17 protein-coding genes and 1 pseudogene are annotated in these 22152 nt (G+C 73.4%); 7 read left to right on the top strand and 11 right to left on the bottom strand.

From position 1 onward, the window contains the following. Nucleotides 1–6 precede the first annotated feature (6 nt). From VTA80_RS09745 to VTA80_RS09735, 3 genes and pseudogenes are all read right to left on the bottom strand, one after another. The gene (locus VTA80_RS09745; protein ID WP_407345305.1) at nucleotides 7–1389 is read right to left on the bottom strand and encodes a GntP family permease; all 1383 of its coding nucleotides are present in this window, start codon (nucleotides 1387–1389) and stop codon (nucleotides 7–9) included. 434 nt (nucleotides 1390–1823) lie between these two features. Then, nucleotides 1824–3847, bottom strand: a pseudogene (gene acs, locus VTA80_RS09740) (acetate--CoA ligase). A gap of 197 nt (nucleotides 3848–4044) precedes the next feature. Continuing rightward, entirely contained in the window at nucleotides 4045–5043 is a 999-nt protein-coding gene (locus VTA80_RS09735) for an RNA polymerase subunit sigma-70 (RefSeq protein WP_407345304.1), read from the bottom strand. Nucleotides 5044–5115: 72 nt separating this feature from the next. On the opposite strand from VTA80_RS09735, the gene VTA80_RS09730 reads away from it, so the two are divergent. After that, entirely contained in the window at nucleotides 5116–5481 is a 366-nt protein-coding gene (locus tag VTA80_RS09730; protein ID WP_407345303.1) for a nuclear transport factor 2 family protein, read from the top strand. Here VTA80_RS09730 and VTA80_RS09725 read toward each other — a convergent pair. Then, a complete protein-coding gene (locus VTA80_RS09725; RefSeq protein ID WP_407345302.1) occupies nucleotides 5471–6394 on the bottom strand; it encodes a S1C family serine protease in 924 nt (307 codons plus the stop codon). The two genes, VTA80_RS09730 and VTA80_RS09725, sit on opposite strands and share 11 nt — an antisense overlap. A gap of 84 nt (nucleotides 6395–6478) precedes the next feature. Then, complete coding sequence (locus VTA80_RS09720; RefSeq protein WP_407345301.1) at nucleotides 6479–7018, bottom strand: DinB family protein; 540 nt, start codon at nucleotides 7016–7018, stop codon at nucleotides 6479–6481. Between the two features lie 69 nt (nucleotides 7019–7087). Between VTA80_RS09720 and VTA80_RS09715 the strand changes: the two genes are divergently transcribed. Continuing rightward, nucleotides 7088–7543 carry a hypothetical protein gene (locus tag VTA80_RS09715; protein WP_407345300.1) on the top strand — a complete coding sequence of 152 codons (456 nt, stop codon included), beginning with the start codon at nucleotides 7088–7090 and terminating at the stop codon, nucleotides 7541–7543. A gap of 16 nt (nucleotides 7544–7559) precedes the next feature. Here the strand turns inward: VTA80_RS09715 and VTA80_RS09710 are convergent, their stop codons facing one another. Then, on the bottom strand, nucleotides 7560–8243 hold the full coding sequence (locus tag VTA80_RS09710; protein ID WP_407345299.1) for a L,D-transpeptidase family protein: 684 nt from the start codon (nucleotides 8241–8243) through the stop codon (nucleotides 7560–7562). Between VTA80_RS09710 and VTA80_RS09705 the strand changes: the two genes are divergently transcribed. After that, nucleotides 8236–8463 carry a hypothetical protein gene (locus VTA80_RS09705; RefSeq protein ID WP_407345297.1) on the top strand — a complete coding sequence of 76 codons (228 nt, stop codon included), beginning with the start codon at nucleotides 8236–8238 and terminating at the stop codon, nucleotides 8461–8463. The two genes, VTA80_RS09710 and VTA80_RS09705, sit on opposite strands and share 8 nt — an antisense overlap. A gap of 268 nt (nucleotides 8464–8731) precedes the next feature. Here the strand turns inward: VTA80_RS09705 and VTA80_RS09700 are convergent, their stop codons facing one another. The 3 genes from VTA80_RS09700 to VTA80_RS09690 form a co-directional block, all read right to left on the bottom strand. Continuing rightward, a complete protein-coding gene (locus VTA80_RS09700; protein ID WP_407345295.1) occupies nucleotides 8732–9043 on the bottom strand; it encodes a type II toxin-antitoxin system PemK/MazF family toxin in 312 nt (103 codons plus the stop codon). Between the two features lie 97 nt (nucleotides 9044–9140). Beyond that, on the bottom strand, nucleotides 9141–10265 hold the full coding sequence (locus tag VTA80_RS09695; RefSeq protein WP_407345293.1) for a hypothetical protein: 1125 nt from the start codon (nucleotides 10263–10265) through the stop codon (nucleotides 9141–9143). A 180-nt stretch (nucleotides 10266–10445) separates the two neighbouring features. After that, complete coding sequence (locus VTA80_RS09690; RefSeq protein WP_407345291.1) at nucleotides 10446–10784, bottom strand: hypothetical protein; 339 nt, start codon at nucleotides 10782–10784, stop codon at nucleotides 10446–10448. Between the two features lie 200 nt (nucleotides 10785–10984). Here VTA80_RS09690 and VTA80_RS09685 point away from each other — a divergent pair, with 200 nt between their 5' ends. From VTA80_RS09685 to VTA80_RS09670, 4 genes are all read left to right on the top strand, one after another. Beyond that, nucleotides 10985–14284 carry an FtsX-like permease family protein gene (locus VTA80_RS09685; RefSeq protein WP_407345289.1) on the top strand — a complete coding sequence of 1100 codons (3300 nt, stop codon included), beginning with the start codon at nucleotides 10985–10987 and terminating at the stop codon, nucleotides 14282–14284. Then, entirely contained in the window at nucleotides 14281–17037 is a 2757-nt protein-coding gene (locus tag VTA80_RS09680; protein ID WP_407345287.1) for an FtsX-like permease family protein, read from the top strand. The genes VTA80_RS09685 and VTA80_RS09680 overlap by 4 nt, the downstream gene beginning before the upstream one ends. An 82-nt stretch (nucleotides 17038–17119) precedes the next feature. Continuing rightward, nucleotides 17120–18100, top strand: coding sequence for an ABC transporter ATP-binding protein (locus VTA80_RS09675; protein ID WP_407345286.1), 981 nt, complete (start codon nucleotides 17120–17122; stop codon nucleotides 18098–18100). Next, the gene (locus VTA80_RS09670) at nucleotides 18097–18831 is read left to right on the top strand and encodes an ABC transporter ATP-binding protein (protein WP_407345284.1); all 735 of its coding nucleotides are present in this window, start codon (nucleotides 18097–18099) and stop codon (nucleotides 18829–18831) included. Before VTA80_RS09675 ends, VTA80_RS09670 begins: the two co-directional genes overlap by 4 nt. Before the next feature lie 29 nt (nucleotides 18832–18860). Here the strand turns inward: VTA80_RS09670 and VTA80_RS09665 are convergent, their stop codons facing one another. Both VTA80_RS09665 and VTA80_RS09660 read right to left on the bottom strand, forming a co-directional pair. Beyond that, on the bottom strand, nucleotides 18861–19619 hold the full coding sequence (locus tag VTA80_RS09665; RefSeq protein ID WP_407345282.1) for a DUF4118 domain-containing protein: 759 nt from the start codon (nucleotides 19617–19619) through the stop codon (nucleotides 18861–18863). Between the two features lie 133 nt (nucleotides 19620–19752). Beyond that, nucleotides 19753–22116, bottom strand: coding sequence for an ATP-binding cassette domain-containing protein (locus VTA80_RS09660; RefSeq protein ID WP_407345280.1), 2364 nt, complete (start codon nucleotides 22114–22116; stop codon nucleotides 19753–19755). Between the last annotated feature and the right edge of the window lie 36 nt (nucleotides 22117–22152).

The raw sequence follows: 22152 nt of genomic DNA, 5'->3' as shown, positions 1-22152 counted from the left end.
CGCCGGCTAGAGCAGGAAGCCGTAGAGGATCGTCGCGACCACCGTCATGGTCCCGCCGACGAGCGCCTCGTACGGCACGAGGGCCAGGCGCTGACGGATCGACATCGTCATCGCGTCGGCCGTCACGTGGAAGTAGTTGCCGTGCGGCAGGGAGTCGATCACCGTCGCACCCGTGTGGACCATGACCGCGGCCGCCAGCGGAGCGGTGCCCATCTCGAGGATCGGGGCACTGAACGAGCTGGTGGCCAAGATGACCCCGGTCGAGGTGGACGCGACCGCGGCCCCCATGAGGATCCCCGAGATCGGGGCGAGGAGCGTGCCGGAGACCCCGCTGGCTTCGATGAGCGAGACCACCTGGTCGGAGAGGTCCGAGGCGGAGATGAGTCCGGCGATACCGCCTGCACCCAGCAGGATCATGGCGGTGGACGTCATCCGGTTCAGGCCCGCGGTGGTGTAGCGGACCGCGTGGCGGAACTGGCCCATGGCCGCCAGACCGACCAGACCCGCGAGCGGCAGGATGTACAGGGCATCCAGCTGAAGGTTCTGGAGGAGGCCGACGCCGGAGATCTGACCGAGCGGGTTCAGCATGAGCAGGAACACGGCGACGGCGGGGGCCACAAGGGCCCGGGCGAGAGTCGGCCGGGTCGCGGTCGCGGCCGACGTCGAGGTGGGGGCCAGAACCGGTGCCAAAGTCGCGGTTGCGGATCCTCCCGAACCCCCGACGACACCGCCGTCGTCGACGTTCTCGGCGACCGCCACATCGACGGTCTCGACCGGCAGTCCCTTGCGCTTCAGGGCGGAGGCGATCAGGACGGTCACCACGAGGCCGAAGAGGGCGGGTATCACCCCGGCGAGCATGACCCTGCTCAGCTCGACGTCGAATCCCTGCGCCGCTGCGATCGTGTTCGGGTTGGGAGACATGATGTTGCCCGCTTTGGCCCCACCGGACATCGCCAGCAACAAGGCGGGCTTGGAGATTCCCGCTTCTCGGCCGACGTCCAGAGCGATCGGAGCGACGATGAGCACCGCGACCGGGATGAACACGCCGACCGAGGTGATGATCATGGTGGCCAGGGCCAGCGCGAGGATCGCCCTGCCAGCCCCCAGCCTGTCCACGATCGCCTGAGCGATCGTCTCCGCCGCGCCGGTCTCCATCATGGCCCCGGCCAGGACGCCGGCAGCCAGCACCCGAAGCACGGTGCCCATGACGCTCTGCGTCCCTGAGACCAGCACGGTGATCGTCTCGGCCGGGCTTGCCCCGCCGACCAGTGCACCGACGATGGCGCCCAGAAACAGCGAGTAGACCGGATGGACCTTGCGCAGGATCAGCACGATGGCCAGAGCGAGACCGAACACCGCCCCGACCCAGTGGACGCCGATTTCTTCCATGGCCCGTTGATTCCTTCCAGACTTCGTTCTTGTTGACGCAGAAACCATCGGGTTTTCGCTGGGGGCACGCTGATCCAGGCCGCGCGATCCTCAGGCGCAGCGGCACCAGATGCACCGTGGGTGGTCCTTCACCTCGTCGAGCGCGACGGTCGGGCCTTCGTCGCGAAGACCAGTCAGGAGCCGACGGGATCGTACGTGCCCGCGGCCCGAGGTCACGCGGGAGGCTCTGGATTCGAACCGGGCAGGGATTAACCGGGCGTACGCATGCATTTAGCGTGACTTTGGTATTGCAAAAGTAATGAACGTGCCATGCTCTCTATGTATCGCTCGATCACCATCACGGTCGGTAGCGGGCTGACAGCCCGCTGACCGCACCGCTCGACCGGTGGCGGTCGGCGTGACCGAGGGCTCACGCCGACCACTGCCTCGACCGATCAGACTCGACGCATCGACCGCGAGATGTCGCGGAGCACCCCCACGTCGGCCAGGGTCGAGTCGTCGCCCGGCGGACGACCCGCTGCCAGGTCGCCGAGCAGGCGGCGCACGACCTTGCCCGACCGGGTGCGGGGGAACCGGGTCACCACCACGATCCGCTTCGGTTTCGCGATCGGGCCGATCTCCTGGCCGACATGGCGGCGCAGGACCTCGACGAGTTCAGCCCCGGCCTCGTTCCCGGCGGGCCCGGCTGTCGCTGGGGTCGTGAGGATCACGAACGCGGCGACCGAGTGACCCGTGGTCTGGTCCGGCGCACCGACGACGACGGCGTCCGCGACGGCGGGGTGCGACTCGAGCGCGGCCTCGATCTCCAATGCCGAGAGACGGTGACCCGCCACGTTCAGGACGTCGTCGACCCGGCCCAGCAGCCACAGGTCGCCGTCCTCGTCCCGCTTCGCGCCGTCCCCGGTAAAGAACAGGGAACCGAACCGGGACCAGTACGTCTGCTTGAACCGCTTGGGGTCTCCCCAGATGCCGCGCAGCATGGCCGGCCACGGCTCCCCGACCACGAGGAACCCCGCCGACCCGTTCGGCACGGAGTAGCCCCGGTCGTCGACGACGTCGACCGCGACGCCGGGCAGCGCGACCTGTGCCGACCCGGGCTTGGTCGCTGTGACCCCGGGCAGGGGCGTGATCATGTGCGCGCCGGTCTCCGTCTGCCACCAGGTGTCCACGATCGGCGCGCTGTTGCCGCCGATGACCTCCCGGTACCACCGCCACGCCTCCGGGTTGATCGACTCGCCGACCGAGCCCAGCACCCGGATCGAGGACAGGTCGTACTCGGCCGGGATGTCGCGGCCCCAGGTGCGGAAGGTCCGGATCGCCGTCGGCGCGGTGTACAGGATCGTCACCTTGTACTTCGCGACGAGCTCCCAGAACCTGCCCTGGTGCGGGGTGTCGGGCGTGCCCTCGTACATGAGCTGGGTCGCGCCGTTGATCAGGGGCGCGTAGGCGACGTAGCTGTGGCCGGTGATCCAGCCGACGTCGGCCGTGCACCAGTAGACGTCAGTCTCGGGGTGGAGGTCGAAGACGGCCCAGTGCGTGAAGGCCGTCTGGGTGAGGTACCCGCCCGTGGTGTGCAGGATGCCCTTCGGCTTCCCCGTGGTGCCCGACGTGTAGAGGATGAACAGCGGGTGCTCGGCACCATGCCCGACGGCGACATGCTCGGGGCGGCGGTCTCGACGACGTCGGACCACCACAGGTCCCGGCCCTCGACCCAGCCCACGGGCTGGCCCGTCCGCTTGACCACCACCACGCGCGCGACGCCGTGACCGCTCCGGGCGAGCGCCCCGTCGACCGCCGGCTTGAGCCCGCTCGGCTGGCCCCGCCGGAACGTGCCGTCCGCGGTGACCACGAGCTTCGCCTGCGCGTCGTCGATCCGGCTGCGCAGCGCCTCCGCGGAGAACCCGGCGAAGACCACGGTGTGCACGGCGCCGATCCGGGCGCAGGCGAGCATGGTGATCACGGCCTCGGGGATCATCGGCAGGTAGACCGCGACGCGGTCGCCCTTGCGCACCCCGAGGGACTCGAACGCGTTCGCGGCCTTCTTGACCTCCGCGGTGAGGTCGGCGTAGGTCAGGGTCCGGGTGTCGCCCGGCTCGCCCTCGAAGTAGATGGCGACGCGGTCGCCGTGCCCCGACTCGACGTGCCGGTCCAGGGCGTTGTAGGCGGCGTTGAGCTCGCCGTCGTCGAACCACTTCGCGACGGGTGCGCCCGACCAGTCCAGGGTCCGGGTGAAGTCCTTGCTCCAGGTCAGCAGGCTCCGTGCCTGACGCGCCCAGAACGCGGGTCGGTCGGCCTCGGCCTCGGCATACAGGTCGGCCTTGGCGACGGCATTGGCGACGAAGTGGTCCGACGGCGCGAACCGCTGGTCCTTCTGCTCGGCGTTCGCGACCGCTTTCGGAACGCGGAACGTGCTCTCGGGGGTGGTGGTGGGGTTCGCTTCCGCCCACCGCTGGTTCATGCCTGCCGCACGGTTCACCGTCTGGCCTCCTCAGTTCGTGACCATCGAACGGTCACGCGCCGACGGCTGACCCCAACGGCGTCGTCGGGGTATCGACCTGGCGGCACGCCCATAGTGGTGGCGCGCTGCACGGATGCGCAAGGTATGTGAACGGACGTGCACGGCCGGTAGCTCGAGCTCGCGTGACGTCCCGGACCTCAGACGGGGGCGGTCCCGACCCCCGTCGACCGGTGCGTCGGCAGGTCGAACCAGGCGTGGACGTCGTCGTCGAGCAGTCGCACGAGCGACGAGATCGCGGTGCCCTGCGGCTGGGCGGTCACGACCAGGAGGCCGCGCGCCCGGCCGGCCAGGTAGCAGCAGAACGCGGCGTGCCCGCCCGCCCGCACCGGCACCAGCTCGTATCGGTGCAGCCCGCGGCCCGCGGCGCTGGCGCTCAGGAAGGCTCCGACAGCGGCACGGCCGTCGTAGCGATGGGGCGCCGGCGGCATCGCGAGCCAGGCGGTGTCGGTGAGCAGCGCGAGGACGCCACCGACGTCGTCCCGGCAGTAGGCGTCGGCGAGGCGTCGAGCCACGGCGGCTTCCTGCTCGAACGGTGCGGTCGGTGTGCGGGCAGGCATCGCGGCCCGCGCGCGCTGGAGCAGCCCCTTCACGGCGGTCGGGCTGACGTCGAGCATCGTCGCGACCTCGCGGATGTCGAAGTCCAGGACGTCGCACAGCACGAGCGCGGCGGTCTGCCGGGGAGGCAGGGCCTGCAGCGCGGTGACGAACGCGAGCTCGATCCCGTCCCGGGCGGCCGCTCTCGCGGCGGGATCGCCGTCGGGCAGGAGATGCTCGGCATACGGCTGGACCCAGGTGACCTGCTCGCGCGAGGTCGGGCGTGGCGGGTCGAAGGGCGCCACCGGTGCGAGGGGAGGCCGACGAGCCCCGTCGCGGATGGCGTTGAGGCAGCGCGAGGTGGCGATCCGGTACAGCCAGGTGCGCACCGACGCCCTGCCCTCGAAGGTCGGGAGCGCACCCCAGGCGGCGATCAGGGTCTCCTGCAACGCGTCGTCAGCGGCGTGCATGGATCCCAGGATCCGGTAGCAGTGCACGCGCAGCTCGCGCTCGTGGGGCGCGACGAGCTCGGCGAACGCTCGGTGGTCGCCGCCACGAGCCGCCTGGAGCGTGCTCAGTCCCATTGCCTCCACGGACGTCATGCTCGCAGCGTTCCGATCCGACGGCCCGTGGTGTCTGTCCTTTCACCCACCACCGAACCGAAGGAGACCACCGTGACCCCCGCAGCCGAGACCGCGCTGGCGTGCCACCGTGCCTGGACCTCGGGAGACCTCGAGACCGCCTGGCGCCTGCTCGACGACGACATCGAGTGCCTCGGTCCGGCCGGGCGGCTGGTCGGGATCGAGGCGGTGAAGGGCTTCATGGGGCCGTTCGCGGCCAGCCTGACCAGCTCCGAGCTCCTCTCCGTCCACGGCGACGAGCACGAGGCCCTGCTGATGTACGACGCCGGGAACCCCGCGGTGGCCAGCGCCCCGGCCGCCGAGCTGTGCACCGTGCGCGACGGGAAGGTGGTGGCGATCCGGATCATCTTCGACCGCCTGCCGTTCGCGCTCGCGCGAGGCGAGGTGCTCACACCCTGAGCTCGGCGAGCTCGACCACGACGTCGACCAGGGCGCCGCGGCGGAAGACCGTGACCGGGAATCGGCTCCCCGCCGCGGTGCCGAGCATGAGCTTCTGCAGGTCCTGCGCGGTGGTCACCGGGACGGAACCCGCAGCGATGACGACGTCACCGAGGTACAGGCCGGCCGCGGCCGCGGGGCTCCCGGGCACGACCTCGGAGACGAGCAGGCCCCGGTCACGACCGAGCCGGTCCGCGAGCGCCCGAGGGATCGCCGCGGGCAACCCGCCGACCCCGAGCCAGCCGCGCCTGACCCGGCCCGCGGACGTGAGCTCGGCGAGGATCCGTCGAGTCGTGGCGTTGACGGGCACGGCCAGGCCGAGCCCGAACCCGGCGACCGCGGTGTTGATGCCGACGACGCGCGCCGACGCATCCCCGAGCGCGCCGCCGCTGTTCCCGGGGTTGAGCGCCGCGTCGGTCTGGATCACGTCGTCGATCGCGTGCCCGCCGTAGGCGGTCCGGACCGGCAGCGAGCGGCCGACGGCGCTGACGACCCCCGCGGTCACGGACCCCGCGAGGCCGAGCGGGTTGCCGACGGCGATGACGAGCTGGCCCACGCGCAGTCGGTCGGCGTCGCCGAGCTCGGCCGCGGGCGCCAGCCCGGCCCGGGTGCGCAGCACGGCGAGATCGGAGAGCCGGTCCGCGCCGACGACGTCGAACGGCGCCTCCTCGCCGTCGGCGGCGATGACCGCACCACCGCGCACCCCCTCGACCACATGCGCGCTGGTCACGACCAGCCCGTCGTCGTCCAGGACGACGGCGGACCCGGCGCCGGCGCCGCGACCGCTGCGAACGAGCACGGACAGGACACAGGGCTGCAGCGCGTCGGCGACCGAGGTCACGATCCGCGAGTAGGCATCGAGCGCGTCATCCATAGCAGGACAAACCACGTCGTCGGGCAGGCTCATCCCCACCCCCGTTCGCCGTCGGCGGACACCCCGCCACGGGCCCTCGGACGGCTACTGGCCGGTTCGGCCGTCGATGCACTCGCGCAGCAGATCGACGTGGCCGACGTGGCGGGCGTACTCCTCGATCAGGTGGACCACGATGTCGCGCGTCTCGGTCGGCTGGCCGTGGACGTCAACCCGCGCGTCCAGGTCCAGCTCGGCGTAGACGTCGCGAGCGTGCGCGACCTCCCGGCGCCAGGTGGCCCACGCGTCGGCGACGACGTCGTCGTCGGCCACGGCCTGGTTGAAGTCCAGGTCCGGGTCCGCCTCGCTGCGGTAGAGGCGGGGCAGGTCGATCTGTCCTTCGAAGACCCGGCGCGTCCAGGAGTGCTCCACCCGGGCGAGATGCCGGATCATGCCCAGCAGCGACAGGGTCGACGGCGGGACCGCGCGGCGGGCGAGCTGCTCGGCGGTGAGCCCCTCGCACTTGAGCTCGAAGGTCATCCGATAGCGGTCGAGGTACTCCGCCAGCACGGCCTTCTCCCCCCGACCGGGCGCGAGCGCCTCTCGCGGGTCGCTGGCCGGCTCCGCCCACATGCCATTGAAATTCATGTGACCAACCAACCAGCCGGACGGCCGACCCGCCAACCGGATCCGCGCGCCGCCACTAGCGTGGGCGCCATGATCGAGGCCCGGAAGGCGAGCATGTGGACGACCCGCTACGACCTTGTCGTCGACGGACTTCCGCTCGCGACCTGGGACGCGTCCTGGTGGAAGCCGGGCGGCGCGATCGAGATCGACGGGCGGCGCTACGAGGTGCGCACCAACCTGTGGGGCAGCACCTACGGGATGGCCGACCAGGACGGCGCCCGGATCGCCTCGGCGGACCGCGTGGGTCGCAAGAGCTGGCGCGTCGAGGCGGACGGGGTGACCTACGAGTTCCGCCGCCCCTCGGCCTGGCGCCAGGAGGAGGAGCTGCTCGCCGACGGGCAGCCCGTGGGCTCGGTCCGGCGCACGAGCGCCTGGCGGGGCGACGCCGTCGCGGATCTCCCCGGCCTGCCGCTGGCCGTGCAGGTCTTCGTCCTCGCCGTCGTGCTTGCCACGTGGGACACGGCCGGGGCGGCCGCGAACGCCTGAGCGCGAGGGCGCCGAGTCAGCTGCGGTGGATCAGGACCGGGGTGCCCACCGGCGCCCCGAACTGGTCCCAGATCCAGTTGATGGCGTCGTTGGAGACCCGGATGCAGCCGTGCGAGGCCGGGTAGGGCGGTATCGAGGGCGACCCGTGGATGGCCCAGCCGCCGCGGAAGTACTTCGGGCGATACATCTCGCCCAGCTCCATGCTCGAGTCGTGCATGCCGTTGATCTGGCGGACGACGGTGAAGTCGCCCGTCGGGGTGAAGGCCGTGTGCGTCTTGCCGAGCGCCTCGTACTTCCGACCGCTCCCGCTGGATGCGTTGATGATGGCCACGACCTGGCCGTCCTGGACTGCCAGCAAGAGCTGCGTGTCGAGGTCCACCTCGAGCACCTGCCCGGTGGTCGACCGCGGCGTCGGGCGGGCGCCCGCGTCCAGGGCGGCGAGGGTGGCCGGCCCGACCACGCCGTCCCGGCCGATCCCCGCGGCCTTCTGCAGCGCCCACACGGCCTGGCGCGTGCTCGACCCGAAGTCGCCGTCGGCCGTCGGCAGGAAGTAGCCGAGCTCCTGCAGGCGGCGCTGGACCTGGGCGACCGGCTCACCCTTGTCGCCCAGCCGGAGCTGGACGGGTTCGGGGGCCGGGGTGGGAGCAGGAGCAGGAGCAACAGTGGGCGTGGGCGTGGGGGTGGGGGTGGGGGTGGGCAAAAGCGTCGGGGTCGGCGTCGCGCTGGGTGACGGCGACGGGCTTGCCGACGCACTCATGGTCGGGGACGGGCTCGGCGACGAGTCCGAGCTGGGCCCGGCCGGGGAGGCGCCCGGGCCGACGAGGCCGGGGGTCGGCGTGCAGCCCGCCAGCAGCAGCGCAACCGCCAGAGCGACCGCCCCAGACGCGCGCCCCACACCTCGTCGATCCGACCGCACGTGACTCCCTCGCTGGCTCCGGCACTCTAGGTGCAGGGTAAGTGCCGTCGACGTCAGCGCGCCCGGCCCGGCAGACCCCTTCGCGTGTCGTAACCAAGTCGTGTCCAAGCGAGGCGGAGCTCGGACCTCGGGGAGTCGACGATCGCCGGGCAATCGCGAGAGCGCCAAGCCCTCGTACCAGCCCACGAGGGCCATGCCGGGTGTGCCGGAACGGCGCCGCATCGCCGAATGCGGAAGCTGCACCGGCCGCAGACTGACCCAGCTCGAGCGACTCAGGCCGGGGAAGCGTCCGGAACGCGTAGGTAGTCACGCCGCGCGTCCCGGTCCTGGGAGGTGAACTGCGCCACCGTGCACGCACGCCCATCGACGGACAGCACGAGAACGGGTCGATCCTTGCTGCCGGTGCCATCGCGGAAGGGGACCTGGGCAAACCAGATCTCACCCGTCCGCGGCCGACCGGCGCGACGCCTGATCGCCCCCACAAGGAGGAAGAAGGCGACCGCCGCGACCAGGAGCAGGGGCCACGGCACCCGGCCCGCGATGCCGCCGAGCTGGTCGACGAGATCGAGTCCCGCACTGGGCACCACTGCCAACTCCCTGTTCTGCCGGTCACGTGCCGCCGACACTACGGGGCAGGGCGCCGCCGGTGATGCACGCGGACGTTCCCGCGGGAACGCCGGTTCAGCTCGGCGACGTGGCCGGGTCGAGCTGCGCCTGCAGCGCCTGCAGGTCCGCGACGAGGCCCTCGACCCGCGTCCGCTCGGCAGCGGCGGAGCCCTCGTCGACCTCGATGACGGCGACCCGGGCGGGCAGCGCGACGTCGTCCCGGGCCAGCAGGGCGGCGGCGTCGGCGAGGGTGGTCTCCGCCGGGGCCATGGGCAGCTTCGTCCCGTCCCACCACTCCCACCCCAGCTGGAGCCGCCCGCGCAGGCCTGCTGACATCGAGGCGACCTCGGCCACCTTCGCCTGGTACTCCTGGCGGTAGTAGTCCACGGAGCTCACATCGGCGACGTACTGCGCCCGGCTCTGCGCATTGGTTGTCTCCCGCGTGACCAGGGCCTGCGACGCAGCGTCGATCTCGGCGCCCATCGCGGCGAGCAGGGCCTGCCCGTCGGTGTAGACCGCGACCAGCGCGGCCCGGTCCGCGACGAACCGCGCGTAGACCGCCTCGAGCTGCGGGGCCAGACCGCCGGCACGCCACACCGTCGTGCCGACGTACGCGAAGAGCTCGGTCGGGCGGCCCTCCGGATGCACCCCGACCGAAGCGGTGATCCGTTCGAGGATCGGATCGTCACCGGCGAGCGCGGCGACCTCGACCTCGAGGAGCGGGGTCAGCTGGCCTCGCTCGTCGGCGCTCAGACTCGCCCAGGCCGCGTGGAGGGTCTCGTGCGCGGCGGCCTCCACCACGGCCGGGTGCAGGCGGGGGTCCGCGGGCTCGTACAGGACGATCGAGTTCGCGCCCTCCTGGAAGCAGCCCACTGCACCGCCCGCGGACACGGCGCGCAGCGCTTGGCTGTCCGCGCAATGACCGGCGAACGCGGCCGCGCCCAGCACCTGCGGGCGCGTGCCGTAGAACAGCGTGCGGCCGTCGTCGGACAGGTGAGCCGCGTCCGCGAGCGCCACCACCCGGGCCGACGGGGCCGGAGCCAACCGAGCCTCGACCGCGGAGACGACGTCGTGGGGCAGCCCCGGGGCACCCGAGCTGAGCCAGGTCGCGCCGCCCAGCACCGCGACGAGGACGACGCCGACCGTCGTCGGGATCCTGCGCCGGCGGTGGCCGCGCGCAGCGGGGGCGGGGTCCGCCACCGGAGGTCTCCACCCGGACTGCGTGCTAGGCAGGCCCGCGTCCTGATCGACGACCCACTGGGGAACGCGCCCCGAGGGCGAGCGCGGGAGGTCGTCGCGGGAAGTGGGCACACGACATCATGCCAACGGCGCCCCGAGAACCGCTCCTGCTTGGGCGGTTGAAAACCCGAACGCCTCGGGTCAGGGCTCGCCCGTCGCGAGCCGGCGGGTCCGTCGTGCCCGCAGGTGACCGGGGACCGCCCACCGCGGCAGCGGCAGGTAGAACACGCCCCAGCCGATGCTGACGAAGCACAGCAGGACGGCGACCACCGCGCCCGGGCCGCGGACCGCGGCCGGCAGCCCGGCCAACAGGCCCCCGAGCATCAGGACCACCCCGAGGCATGGCAGCCCCACGATGACGAACCGCTCCTGGCCCTCGGTGCCGCCCCACTTCCCTGCGGACCTGCGACTCCGGGTGATCCCGGTCAGCGCCAGGGATCCGGCCCCGAGGAGGAGCATGGCGACGCGCGAGGTGTCCATGTCGGCTTTCGGTCCAGGGCAGCGAGATCGACCCCGGCATCTCCCGTGGCGTGTCGTTCACCCTAGCCGCCACCCGCGGCTCGACCCGATCCCTCGATCGGCGGATCAGCACCGACGCGCATTACCCAAGACTGCTCGGTCGCCCATAGGGTCGAGCGAACCTCCTGGCGGAGGACCATGACGGTGTCGTCGGAGGTCAGGTGCCCTGGTCCGTGCGGATCATGCTGCGGCGTGCCGTCGCGCAGCGCACCATCATCGCGACGGTCCTGGCCGTAGCCATCCTCGGCAGCACGCTGCTCGGAACCTTCGCCCTGCTCCTGACCTCGACGGAGCAGCGTGCGCTCGCCGTCACCCTGATCCGTTCGCCCCCGTCCGCCACCGACCTCGAGACCCAGCTCTCGATCGGTCGCAACGACGCGAACACGGCCCTCGCAGCGGCGCGCACCGCCCTGGCGGAGGTCACCGGCGACGTGCCGACGACGAGCAGCGAGTGGGTGGTCTCGCCGCCGTACCAGCTGCCGGGTGACAGCGGCTCGAGCGTCCCCCTCGGCTACCTCGCGGCGATGACGGATGTCGGGGAGCTCGCGACCCTACGATCGGGCGCGTGGCCCGAGGGCGCGACCGATGCGGCCGGCCGGGTCCAGGTCGCGGTGCCCAGCGTCGCGGCCCAGCACTTCGCGTGGTCGGTCGGGTCCGAGGTACCGCTCGTGAGCACGTCGACGCTCGCCGCGGCGCAGGCCGTCGTCGTCGGCGTCTATGACCTCACCGGTGACCGCGAGCGCTGGGCGCGGGACCTGCTGGCCGGCGCCGGCACCGATCCGGACTTCCCGGTCCCCGGCTCGTTCGGCTTCCTTTTGACCTCGGCGTACGGGCCGTTCGTCGCCGCCCCCGAGGCGCTGCTGGGCGGCGACGTCGAGGTGAGCAGCGCGGACGTCGTCGTGCACCCCCAGCTCGACGGTGCCTCCGGCGCGTCGCTCGACGACCTGCGGGCGCGGCTGGGCACGGCCGGTCGCGACGTCCAGGCCGCCGTCGGCCCCCACGTGACGAGCATGGCGTTCGCGTCCGAGCTGGCCGGGACCATCGACTCGGCCCAGGGCCAGCTCGCGGTCACGCGGGTCAGCGTGGTCGTCGTCGGGCTCATGCTCGCGGTCTTGGCCATCACCGTGCTGCTGCTCGCCGCGCGCCTGCTCGCGGAACGGCGTGCCGCCGAGCAGTCGCTGATGGCCTCGCGCGGTGCCACCGGTGGCCAGGTCCTCGCTCTCGCCGGGCTCGAGGCGCTGCTCGTCGCCGGGGTGACGGCGGCCGTCGCGCCCCTGCTCGCGCGACTGCTCTACCGGCTGACGACGGCGCAGGACGTCTTCCGGCGCGCCGGCCTGGATGTCGACCCGCACCTGCCGGTCGCCCTCTGGCTGACTTGCGCCGCCGCCTCGCTCGTCTTCGCGGGGGTGCTCCTCGGACCGCTCCTGCGCCGCGCGACGAGCATCGTGGACGCCGAGCAGCAGCAGGTGCGGCAGAGCCGGCGCGGCGCGCTGACCCGGTCCGGCCTGGACCTCGCCCTGGTCGTGCTCGCGGCGGTCGCGTACTGGCAGCTGCGCACGTACCAGTCCCCCGTGCTGGCGAGCGGCGGCATCGATGCGGTGCTCGTCGCCGGGCCCGCGCTCTTCCTACTCGCGGGTGCGGCCCTCACGCTGCGCACGCTGCCGCTCGTCGCGGCCCTCGCCGAGCGCGCGGCCGCCCGCAGCCGGCGGCTCGTCCTGCCGCTCGCGGCCTGGGAGGTCGGGCGCCGTCCGGGGCGCGCCGCCGGTGCCGTCCTGCTGCTCACCCTCGCCGTCGCGGTCGGGGTGTTCTCGCAGTCGTTCCTCGCGACGTGGCGCGGCTCGCAGCTCGACCAGGCGGACGTGCAGGTCGGCGCAGACCTGCGGATCGACCGGCTCGCCACCGCGCCGCTCGAGCAGTCCGCCGCGATCGCCGCCCTGCCCGGGGCCGCGGCGCTGTCACCCGTCGCGGTGCGCTCCGTCGGGCTCGGCACGGCCCCCACCGCCGGAATGCTTCCCAGCCTGTCGTCGCGCGTCGACATGGTGGCGCTCGACACCCAGCCGGATGCCGACCCGGCAAGTGGGAGCGCTTCCACTCGAACGGACCTCGCGACAGTGCTTGCCGCCGTCGCCCCGACCGACGTCGTCACCGGCGCGACCCTCCCCGGGACGCCCACCGCGCTGCGGCTGATGGTGACGGCCACCGTGGCGCCGGCCGCACCCACCCTGCGGCTGCTCGAGAGCGTCGTGGTGCAGGACGCCCGCGGGCTGCGCGTGACGTTCCGCCTCCCCGCCGTCGCGGCGGACGGGGCCGCGCACACCGTGACCGTCCCGCTCACGTCGACGCCGGACGCGCCGCTCCTCGGGCCGCTCGCCGTCATCGGGCTGGGGTCCCAGCTCATCGAGCCGCTCGACCCGGTCGCCGTGCCGGACCGGCTGCCCGAGCGCTTCGAGCTGCAGGTCGCGGTCGCGGAGCTGCGGGCCGTGCAGGACGGCGTCGACACCCCGGCAGAATTCGGGCCGACGACCTGGCTGGCGCGGTCCCTGCCCGATCAGCGGGGCGACGTCCGGCCGATCGGGGTCACGGCCGACGACGCCGGATCGCTCACCACCCGCGGCACCCTGAACGGCTCCGACGTCCTCGGCGGCACGGCGGGGTTCACGACGACGACGTTCGCCCCGGTCGACGTCGTGCCCGTCATCGCGAGCGCCGCGCTGCTGGACCAGCTCACCCTCCGGGTCGGCGACCGGATCCTGTTCGACGTCGACGGGAGCTCGGTCACCGCCGAGATCGCCGCGAGCACCGCGTACCTGCCGTCGATGCCGCGCGCGGCGGGGTTCCTCGTCGATCGCGACCTGCTCACCCGCACGCTCGTCGCCGCGGGGTGGACCGACCCGCTGCTCGACGAGTGGTGGGCGACCGCCGACGCCGAGGCCGCACCCGCGCTGGCGGCCGCCGCGCGCACCCGGCTGGCCGCGACCGTGACCAGCCGGTACGAGCTCGGTGCGGCGCTGACGGACGGCCCGCTGCCGATCGGGGTCCAGACCGCCCTCTGGACCGTCACGGCGGCGTCGCTGCTGCTCGCGGTGGCCGGGTTCGCCATGAGCGCGACGATCTCCGTGCGGCTGCGACGCCTCGAGTTCGCCCGGCTCGAGGCCCTCGGCGCGTCCCGGCCGGGACTCGTGCGCGCGGTGCTCGCGGAGCACACGCTGCTCGGCGCCCTCGGGCTGGGCGCGGGCGCCGTGCTCGGCGCGCTGCTCGGCCGCCTCGTCGTCCCGCTCCTGACGGTCGCGGCTGACGGCGCGCGACCCGTGCCGGCCGTCGTCGTGCACTGGCCGTGGGCCGCCGAAGGCGCCCTCCTGGCCGTCATGGTCACCCTGATCTACGTGGCGGTCACCGCCGCGAGCGTCGCCCTGCTGCGTCCCGCGACCTCCTCCCTCCTTCGCCTCGGAGACGACCGATGACGCCCCGCACCCTGTTCGCCGGATCGGCGCGCGTCGCGTGGCGTCGCTCGCTCACCGACCGTGGGCTGCTGCTCGGCGTCCTCCTGCTCGTCCTGGTCACCGCGTTCCTCGGGCTCACCGGTCCCCGCCTGGTCGCCGCCGCCGCGGACGACGCGGCGCGGGCGGCGGTGCGCGACGCCGGCGGTCGGGCCGACATCGTGGCCGACCTCGGCGCGACCATCGGCGGCGCCGCGGTCTCCACCCGCGACGACGCGGCGGCCACGAAGATCCAGAACGCCGCCGCCGACCTGCAACGAAGCCTGCCCCCGGCGGTCCAGGACGTCACCGGCGATCCGTCGGCCGCCCAGCTGAGCGGCCGGCTCACGCTCCGGTCCGGCGCGCAGGGCGCCGTCGGCCGGCTGGTCTGGCTGTGGCGTGCCAGCACCGTGGGGGTGACGTGGGTCGAGGGCGTCGCGCCGCAGGCGTCGGCACTGCCCGTCGAGACGCCGCTGGCGGAGACCTCCGCCGCGGGGCCGGGCCCCGCGGCGCCCGCGCACCTGGTCGAGGTCGGGCTCACGCGCGCCGGTGCCGACGCCATCGGCGCCCGGGTCGGCGACCACCTGGCGATCAGCGGGCCGACCCGCGGGCTCGTCGAGGCCGTCGTCAGCGGGGTCTACGCCCCGGTGGACGGCGCCGACCCGCTGTGGGCCACCGTGCCCGGTCTGGTCGAACCGATCCCCATCGGCGCGGCCGGCGCGACGGTCCCGACCCTCGGCCTGCTGCTCAGCGACGCTTCCCTGCCCGACGCCGCCCTGGCCCTGCAGCGCGCGGCCCTCACGACGCGCTACCGGTTCCCGGCCGAGGCGGGCTCGCTCGGGTCCGACGACGTCGACCTCGTCCGGGCGGGCGTCAGCGCCCTCGTCGCGAACCCCACGGTCCTGACGCTGGCCGGGGGCGCGACGCCGACGGTGACCACCGGCCTCGACGCCGTCCTGAGCGACTACACCGCGCGCCTGCGGGGGGCCCAGGCGCAGGCGTCCGTGCTGCTCGTCGGGCTCCTCACGGTCGGGGCGCTCGCACTGCTGCTCGCCGCCCGCCTCGTCGTCGGGCGACGGCACGCGCTGCTCGCGGCGGAGCGGGCCCGCGGCGCGTCCGTGGCGTCGGTCGCGCTGCGGCTCGCGCTCGAGTCGGTGCCGCTCGCGGTGGTCGGGGTCGCCCTCGGCGCCGGGGGGTCGTGGCTCGTGAACCGCACGGCCCCCTGGACCTGGTGGCCCGGGGTCGCCGTCGCGCTCGTGGCGGTGCTCGCCGTTCCGCTCGGGGGCGCGCGGGTCGCGTCGAGCTCCTGGACGGGTGAGCGGTCGCCCGCCAACCGCAAGGACCGGGACCGGCTCCGCGGTCATCGCCGCGCCCGTCGGACGGTCTTCGAGCTCGCGGTCGTCGCGCTCGCGCTCGCCGCCACGTCGGCGGCGCGCGGCCGCGGGCTGCAGCAGACCCAGACCCAGGGCGTCGACCTCCTGCTCGCCGCGGCGCCCGTGCTGCTCGCGTGCGCCGCCACCGTCGTCGTGCTGCGCGCGTTCCCGACCGTGCTGCGACTCCTGGCGCGCGCCGCCGCGCATCGTCGCGGGCTCGTCCCGCTCGTGTCGACGGCGCGCGCGACGCGCACCGGCGACCTCGGCCTGCCGCTGCTGACGCTGACCGTCGCGCTCGGTCTCCTCGTGTTCTCCGGGGTCACCGCCGCGAGCGCCCAGCGTGGCGAGGAGCGCGCCGCGACCGAGGTGGTCGGCGCCGAGGTCCGCCTGGACGGCGCCGTCGCGCCGGACGTCCTGGCGGACCTCCGGGCGGCCGACGGCGTGACCGCGCTCGCCGAGGGCACCCGCCTCACCGATCGGACGTTCAACGGCGACCCGGCGCTCGACGCCACGGTGCTGGCGGTCGACGCCGCGGCCTACGGCACCATCGCCGCCGCGCACGACTCGCGCTACGCCGGCGAGCTCGCCCGTCTCGCCGACGCGGCCGGGTCGGACCCCCGGCCCCGGGCGGTCGTCAGCGCGGCGCTCGCCGACGAGGTCGCGGCGCGCGGCGCGACGGTGTTCGTCGGCGGTGCGACCGTCGCGCTCGACGTCGTCGGCACCACCGACCTGGGCCGGCCCGGCGAGGCGCTGGTGATCGTGGACCGGACCGCGCTCGCGCCGTTCACACCCGACCCGGTGCTGCCGGACCAGACCTGGGTCGACGGCGTCGGCGCGGCGGCGGCCGTCGCGGCGGCCGACGACGACCTCGCCCTGACGGGGGTCACCGTGACGGTCCGGGCGGCATGGCTCGAGCACCTGCGCGAGTCGCCGCTCGTCCGGTCCGTCGTCGCGCTGCTCTCGGTCGCCGCTCTGGTGCTCGCCCTGTACGCCGCGGTGGCGCTCACCCTCACGGTCATCGCCACCTCGCCCGAGCGCGGCCGCACGCTCTCGTCGCTGCGGACCCTCGGGCTCGACCGGGGTGCCACCTGGCGCATCACCCTCGGCGAGCTGGCGCCGTTGACGATCGCCGGCGTCCTCGCGGGCGCCGCGATCGGTCTCGGGGTCCCGCTGCTGCTCACCGAGGCGCTCGGCCTCAACAAGCTGACCGGCGAGGCCGCCAGCACGAGCGTGGCGATCACCGCCGGACCGTTCCTGCTCGCCGTCGGCGCCAGCCTGACCGCGCTGGTCGTGAGCGTCGTCGTCGAGGCGACCGTGCGCCGGCGCGAGAACCTCGGCGCCGTCCTGCGGGTGGGCGACCGATGAACCGCCCCGAGCCCCCGGGACCGCCCGGACGCACGTCCCTCGCCCCGCCCCCGCGCCCCGCACGACCGGAAGGAGCCCGCCCGTGACCAGCACGATGACCGATCGCGAGGCACTCGACTCGCTCGAGAGCCGAGCCCGCCAACGCCGGGGCGAGTACGGCGAGGACGCCCTGATCGCGTGCGACAGCCTCGTGCGGATCTACCAGGCCGAGGGCATCGAGGTGCAGGCGCTGCAAGGCCTCGACCTGCTCATCGACCCGGGCGAGCTCGTGGCGATCGTCGGCGCCTCCGGCTCCGGGAAGTCCACGCTGCTGTCGTTGCTGTCCGGTCTCGACGTGCCCACGGCCGGCCGGGTCCGGGTCGGCGAGTGGGACCTCATGGCCATGACCGCGCGGGAGCGCGTCACCTACCGCCGCAGCATGGTCGGCTTCGTCTGGCAGCAGACGGCGCGCAACCTCATGCCGTACCTCTCGGCGGCGGAGAACATCGCGTTCCCGCAGGCCCTCGCCGGGGTCCGCCGGTCGGCCCGCAAGCGCCGCGCGACCGACCTGCTCGAGGCGCTCGGCATCGGCTACTGCGCCGACCGGCGTCCCGGGCAGATGTCCGGGGGCGAGCAGCAGCGCGTCGCGATCGGCGTCGCGCTCGCCAACTCGCCGCAGATCCTGTTCGCCGACGAACCGACCGGGGAGCTGGACACGGCGTCGTCGGACGAGGTGCTCGACGCACTGCGCGCGGCCAACCGCGAGCTGGGCGCGACCGTCGTCATCGTCACGCACGACTCGGGGGTGAGCGAGCACGTCGAGCGCACGGTGGCGATCCGGGACGGCCGCACGAGCTCGGAGGTCGTGCGCAGCACGCACACCGACGAGCACGGCGACGAGCGGGTCGTGGCCCAGGAGTTCGCGATGCTCGACCGCGCCGGGCGGGTCCAGCTGCCCCGGGAGTACCGCGAGGTCCTGGAGCTGTCCGGGCGCGTGCGGCTGGCCCTCGAGGCGAGCCACATCGCCGTCTGGCCCGATCGGGCGCCGGTCGATCCGACCCCCGTCGCCGGGGAGCCGTCATGAGCACCGGTGCGCGGCACCTGGCCGAGCCCCGCGCCGATCGCATCGAAGCGGGCGCCGCGCCGATCGTCGTCGTCGACCACGTCGGCAAGACGTACGGCGCCGGCGCGGCGGCCGTGCACGCCGTGCAGGACGTGTCGTTCACCATCCAGCCCGGCGAGCTCATCGCGCTCGTCGGCCGCTCCGGGTCGGGCAAGACCACGCTGCTCAACCTGATCGGCGGGCTGGACCGGCCCGACACCGGCACCGTGACCGTGGACGGACGCGAGGTCTCGGCGCTGTCCGAGCGCGGCCTCGTCGCGCTCCGGCGCGACGTCGTCTCGTTCGTGTTCCAGACCTTCGGGCTCGTGCCGGTGCTCTCGGCCGCCGAGAACGTCGGCATCCCGCTGCGGCTGCGCGCGCTGCCCACCGCCGTCCGCGAGGCACGCGTCGCGCTGCTGCTCGAGCTCGTCGGGCTGAGCGCGCACGCCCGGCAGCGTCCCGGGGAGATGTCAGGCGGTCAGCAGCAGCGCGTCGCGATCGCCCGCGCCCTGGCCAACTCGCCCCGGCTGCTCATCGCGGACGAGCCGACCGGCCAGCTCGACACCGAGACCGGCCTGGCGATCATGGCGCTGCTGCGGGCGGTCGTGCAGGCCGAGGGCATGACGGCGCTCGTCTCGACCCACGACCCGCTCATGATCCAGCTGGCCGACCGCGTGGTGCGCCTGGCGGACGGTCGCCTGGTCGAGGAATGACGGTCTGACTGACCGGCGTCGGCCCGACGTCAGCCCGCGGTGCTGGCGAGCGCGGCGCCGACCTGGTCGGCCAGCAGGACCACGACCCGGCGCTGCTCGACGGAGGGCCGGGCGACCCGGGTCGACGCCGTGAGCAGGAACCGGCCGTAGGTGACGCCGCCCTGCTGCGCGTAGAGCGCGATCACGTCGTCGGACGGCAGTCCGTCGCGGTCGACGTCGACGTGCTGCCCCCGGTGCAGCACCGAACCGTCGTTCTCGAGGATCGCGTTCGACCGGCCCGGCGCGCCACCGGGCTCGAACCGGCACGCGTCGACCTCCAGGATCTCCACCATCTGGTGGCACACACGATGGATGAGGGCGTCCGGCGACGACCGCTCGCCGGCGATGAGATCCGCCGTGCCGAGCACCCCGTCGAGGTAGCCCGCCCGGCGGCTCGACCGGGCCTCCTGGCGCCGCCCCCAGAGCGCGATCTCGGTCACGGCACCGCCCACCAGCAGGAGCAGCACGATCACCTCGAGGTCTTCGAGGTTGGAGATCTTGAGGCTTCCGTAGGGCTCGGTGAGGAAGAAGTCGAACCAGATGCCGCTCGAGAGCGCGGCGACGAACCCGGCCACCCGGACGCCCGTGGCCGCCGCGAGCACGACGACCAGCACCAGGACCAGGACGGCCGTGGCAGCCGCGACGCTGTCGCGGAACGGGGCGATGCCGGCGCAGATCACCAGGGGGGCGACCGCCGCCGCCGTGATCAGCGCGGCCCGGTGGTTCTGCACGATCGGCTCTGCCTTCACTCCTCCATCAAACCACCAGGGTCGGGCGAGATCGCGGTGGTTGAAACCGCGATCCGCGGCCGGTCAGGTGACCTGACCGAGCTGCCGCAGCTCCTCCTGGAGCTCGAGACGCTTCGTCATGCCCGGTGCCCGGTCAGGCTCCGACGTAGGCCGCAAGGTGCTCGCCCGTGAGTGTCGAGCGGGCGCCCACCAGGTCGGCGGGCGTGCCCTCGAAGACGATCCGGCCGCCGTCGTGCCCGGCGCCGGGGCCGAGGTCGATGATCCAGTCGGCGTGCGCCATGACCGCCTGGTGGTGCTCGATCACGATCACCGACTTGCCGGAGTCGACGAGCCGGTCGAGCAGGGCGAGCAACCGCTCGACGTCGGCGAGGTGCAGGCCGGCGGTCGGCTCGTCGAGCACGTACACGCCACCCTTCTCGCCCATGTGGGTGGCCAGCTTGAGCCGCTGCCGCTCGCCGCCGGACAGCGTCGGGAGCGGCTGGCCGAGCCGGAGGTAGCCCAGCCCGACGTCGGCCAACCGGGCGAGGATGGCATGCGCGGCAGGCGTGCGCGCGTCGCCGGCGCCGAAGAACTCCTCCGCCTCGGTCACGGGCATCGCGAGCACCTCGCTGATGTCGCGCCCGCCGAGCCGGTACTCGAGCACCGAGGCCTCGAACCGCTTGCCCTCGCACACCTCGCACACCGTGGCCACCCCGGCCATCATCGCCAGGTCGGTGTAGACGACGCCGGCGCCGTTGCAGTTGGGGCAGGCGCCCTCGGAGTTGGCGCTGAACAGCGCCGGCTTCACGCCGTTGGCCTTCGCGAAGGCCTTGCGGATCGGGTCGAGCAGCCCGGTGTAGGTGGCCGGGTTGCTGCGCCGCGAGCCCTTGATCGCGCCCTGGTCGACCGACACCACGCCGTCGCGGCCCGTCACCGACCCCTGGGTCAGGGAGCTCTTGCCCGAGCCGGCCACGCCGGTCAGCACCACGAGCACGCCCAGCGGGATGTCGACGTCGACGTCCTGCAGGTTGTGCGTGCTCGCGCCCCGCACCGCCAGCACGCCCGACGACGTCCGCACCGTCGCCTTCAGCCTGGCGCGGTCGTCCAGGTGCCGACCGGTGAGCGTGCCGCTGGCCCGCAGCCCGTCGACGGTTCCCTCGAACACCACCTCGCCGCCCGCGGTGCCGGCGCCGGGGCCGAGGTCGACGACGTGGTCGCCGATCACGATCATCTCCGGCTTGTGCTCCACGACGAGCACCGTGTTGCCCTTGTCGCGCAGCTGCAGCAGCAGGGTGTTCATCCGCTGGATGTCGTGGGGGTGCAGACCGATCGTCGGCTCGTCGAAGACGTAGGTGACGTCGGTGAGCGAGGAGCCCAGGTGCCGGATCATCTTGACCCGCTGCGCCTCGCCGCCGGAGAGCGTGCCCGCCGGCCGGTCGAGCGAGAGGTAGCCGAGCCCGATCTGGACGAACGAGTCCAGGGTGTGCCGCAGGGCCTTGAGCAGCGGCGCCACCGACGGGTCCGCCCGGCCCGCCACCCACGCGGCGAGGTCGCTGATCTGCATCGCGCAGGCGTCGGCGATGTTGAGGCCGTCGATCTTCGACGACCGGGCCGCCTCGGCAAGCCGGGTGCCGTCGCACGCGGGGCACGTCTGGAAGGTCACGGCCCGCTCCACGAAGGCGCGGATGTGCGGCTGCAGCGCGTCAACGTCCTTGGCAAGCATCGACTTCTGCAGCTTCGGTATCAACCCCTCATAGGTCAGGTTGATGCCGTCGATCTTGATCTTGGTCGGCTCTTTGTGCAGCAGGTCGTTGAGCTCTCGCTTGGTGAACTCGCGGATCGGCTTGTCCGGGTCGAAGAAGCCGCAGCCGCCGAAGATGCGGCCGTACCAGCCCTCCATGCTGTAGCCGGGGATCGTGAGCGCGCCGGCGTTGAGCGACAGGCTGTCGTCGTACAGCGCCGTCAGGTCGATGTCGCTCACGGAGCCCCGGCCCTCGCACCGAGGGCACATCCCGCCGGTGATGGTGAAGCTGCGACGCTCCTTGACGGTCCGCCCGGCGCGCTCCTGGGTGAACGCGCCCGCCCCGCTGATCGAGGCGACGTTGAAGGAGAACGCCTGCGGCGAGCCGATGTGCGGCTGCCCGAGCCGGCTGAACAGGATGCGCAGCATCGCGTTCGCGTCGGTCGCGGTGCCGACCGTGGACCGGACGTTCGCGCCCATCCGCTCCTGGTCGACGACGATCGCCGTCGTCAACCCGTCCAGGACGTCGACGTCCGGCCGGGCGAGCGTCGGCATGAACCCCTGCAGGAACGCGCTGTAGGTCTCGTTGATCAGTCGCTGCGACTCCGCGGCGATCGTGCCGAACACCAGGGAGCTCTTGCCCGAGCCGGAGACCCCGGTGAACACCGTCAGCCGGCGCTTCGGGATCTCGAGATCGATGTCCTTGAGGTTGTTGACGCGCGCGCCGTGCACGCGGATCAGGTCGTGGCTGTCGGCGACGTGCTGTGCGGTCGTCATAGCCGCGACTGTAGGCCGCAGTCCAAAAGATTGCGG

Origin of the sequence: Pengzhenrongella phosphoraccumulans, from assembly GCF_045689905.1 — a bacterium.
Taxonomy (GTDB): Bacteria; Actinomycetota; Actinomycetes; order Actinomycetales; family Cellulomonadaceae; genus Pengzhenrongella; species Pengzhenrongella phosphoraccumulans.
Note: the sequence above shows the minus strand (reverse complement) of the source record. Positions and strands in the feature narration are given on the sequence as shown.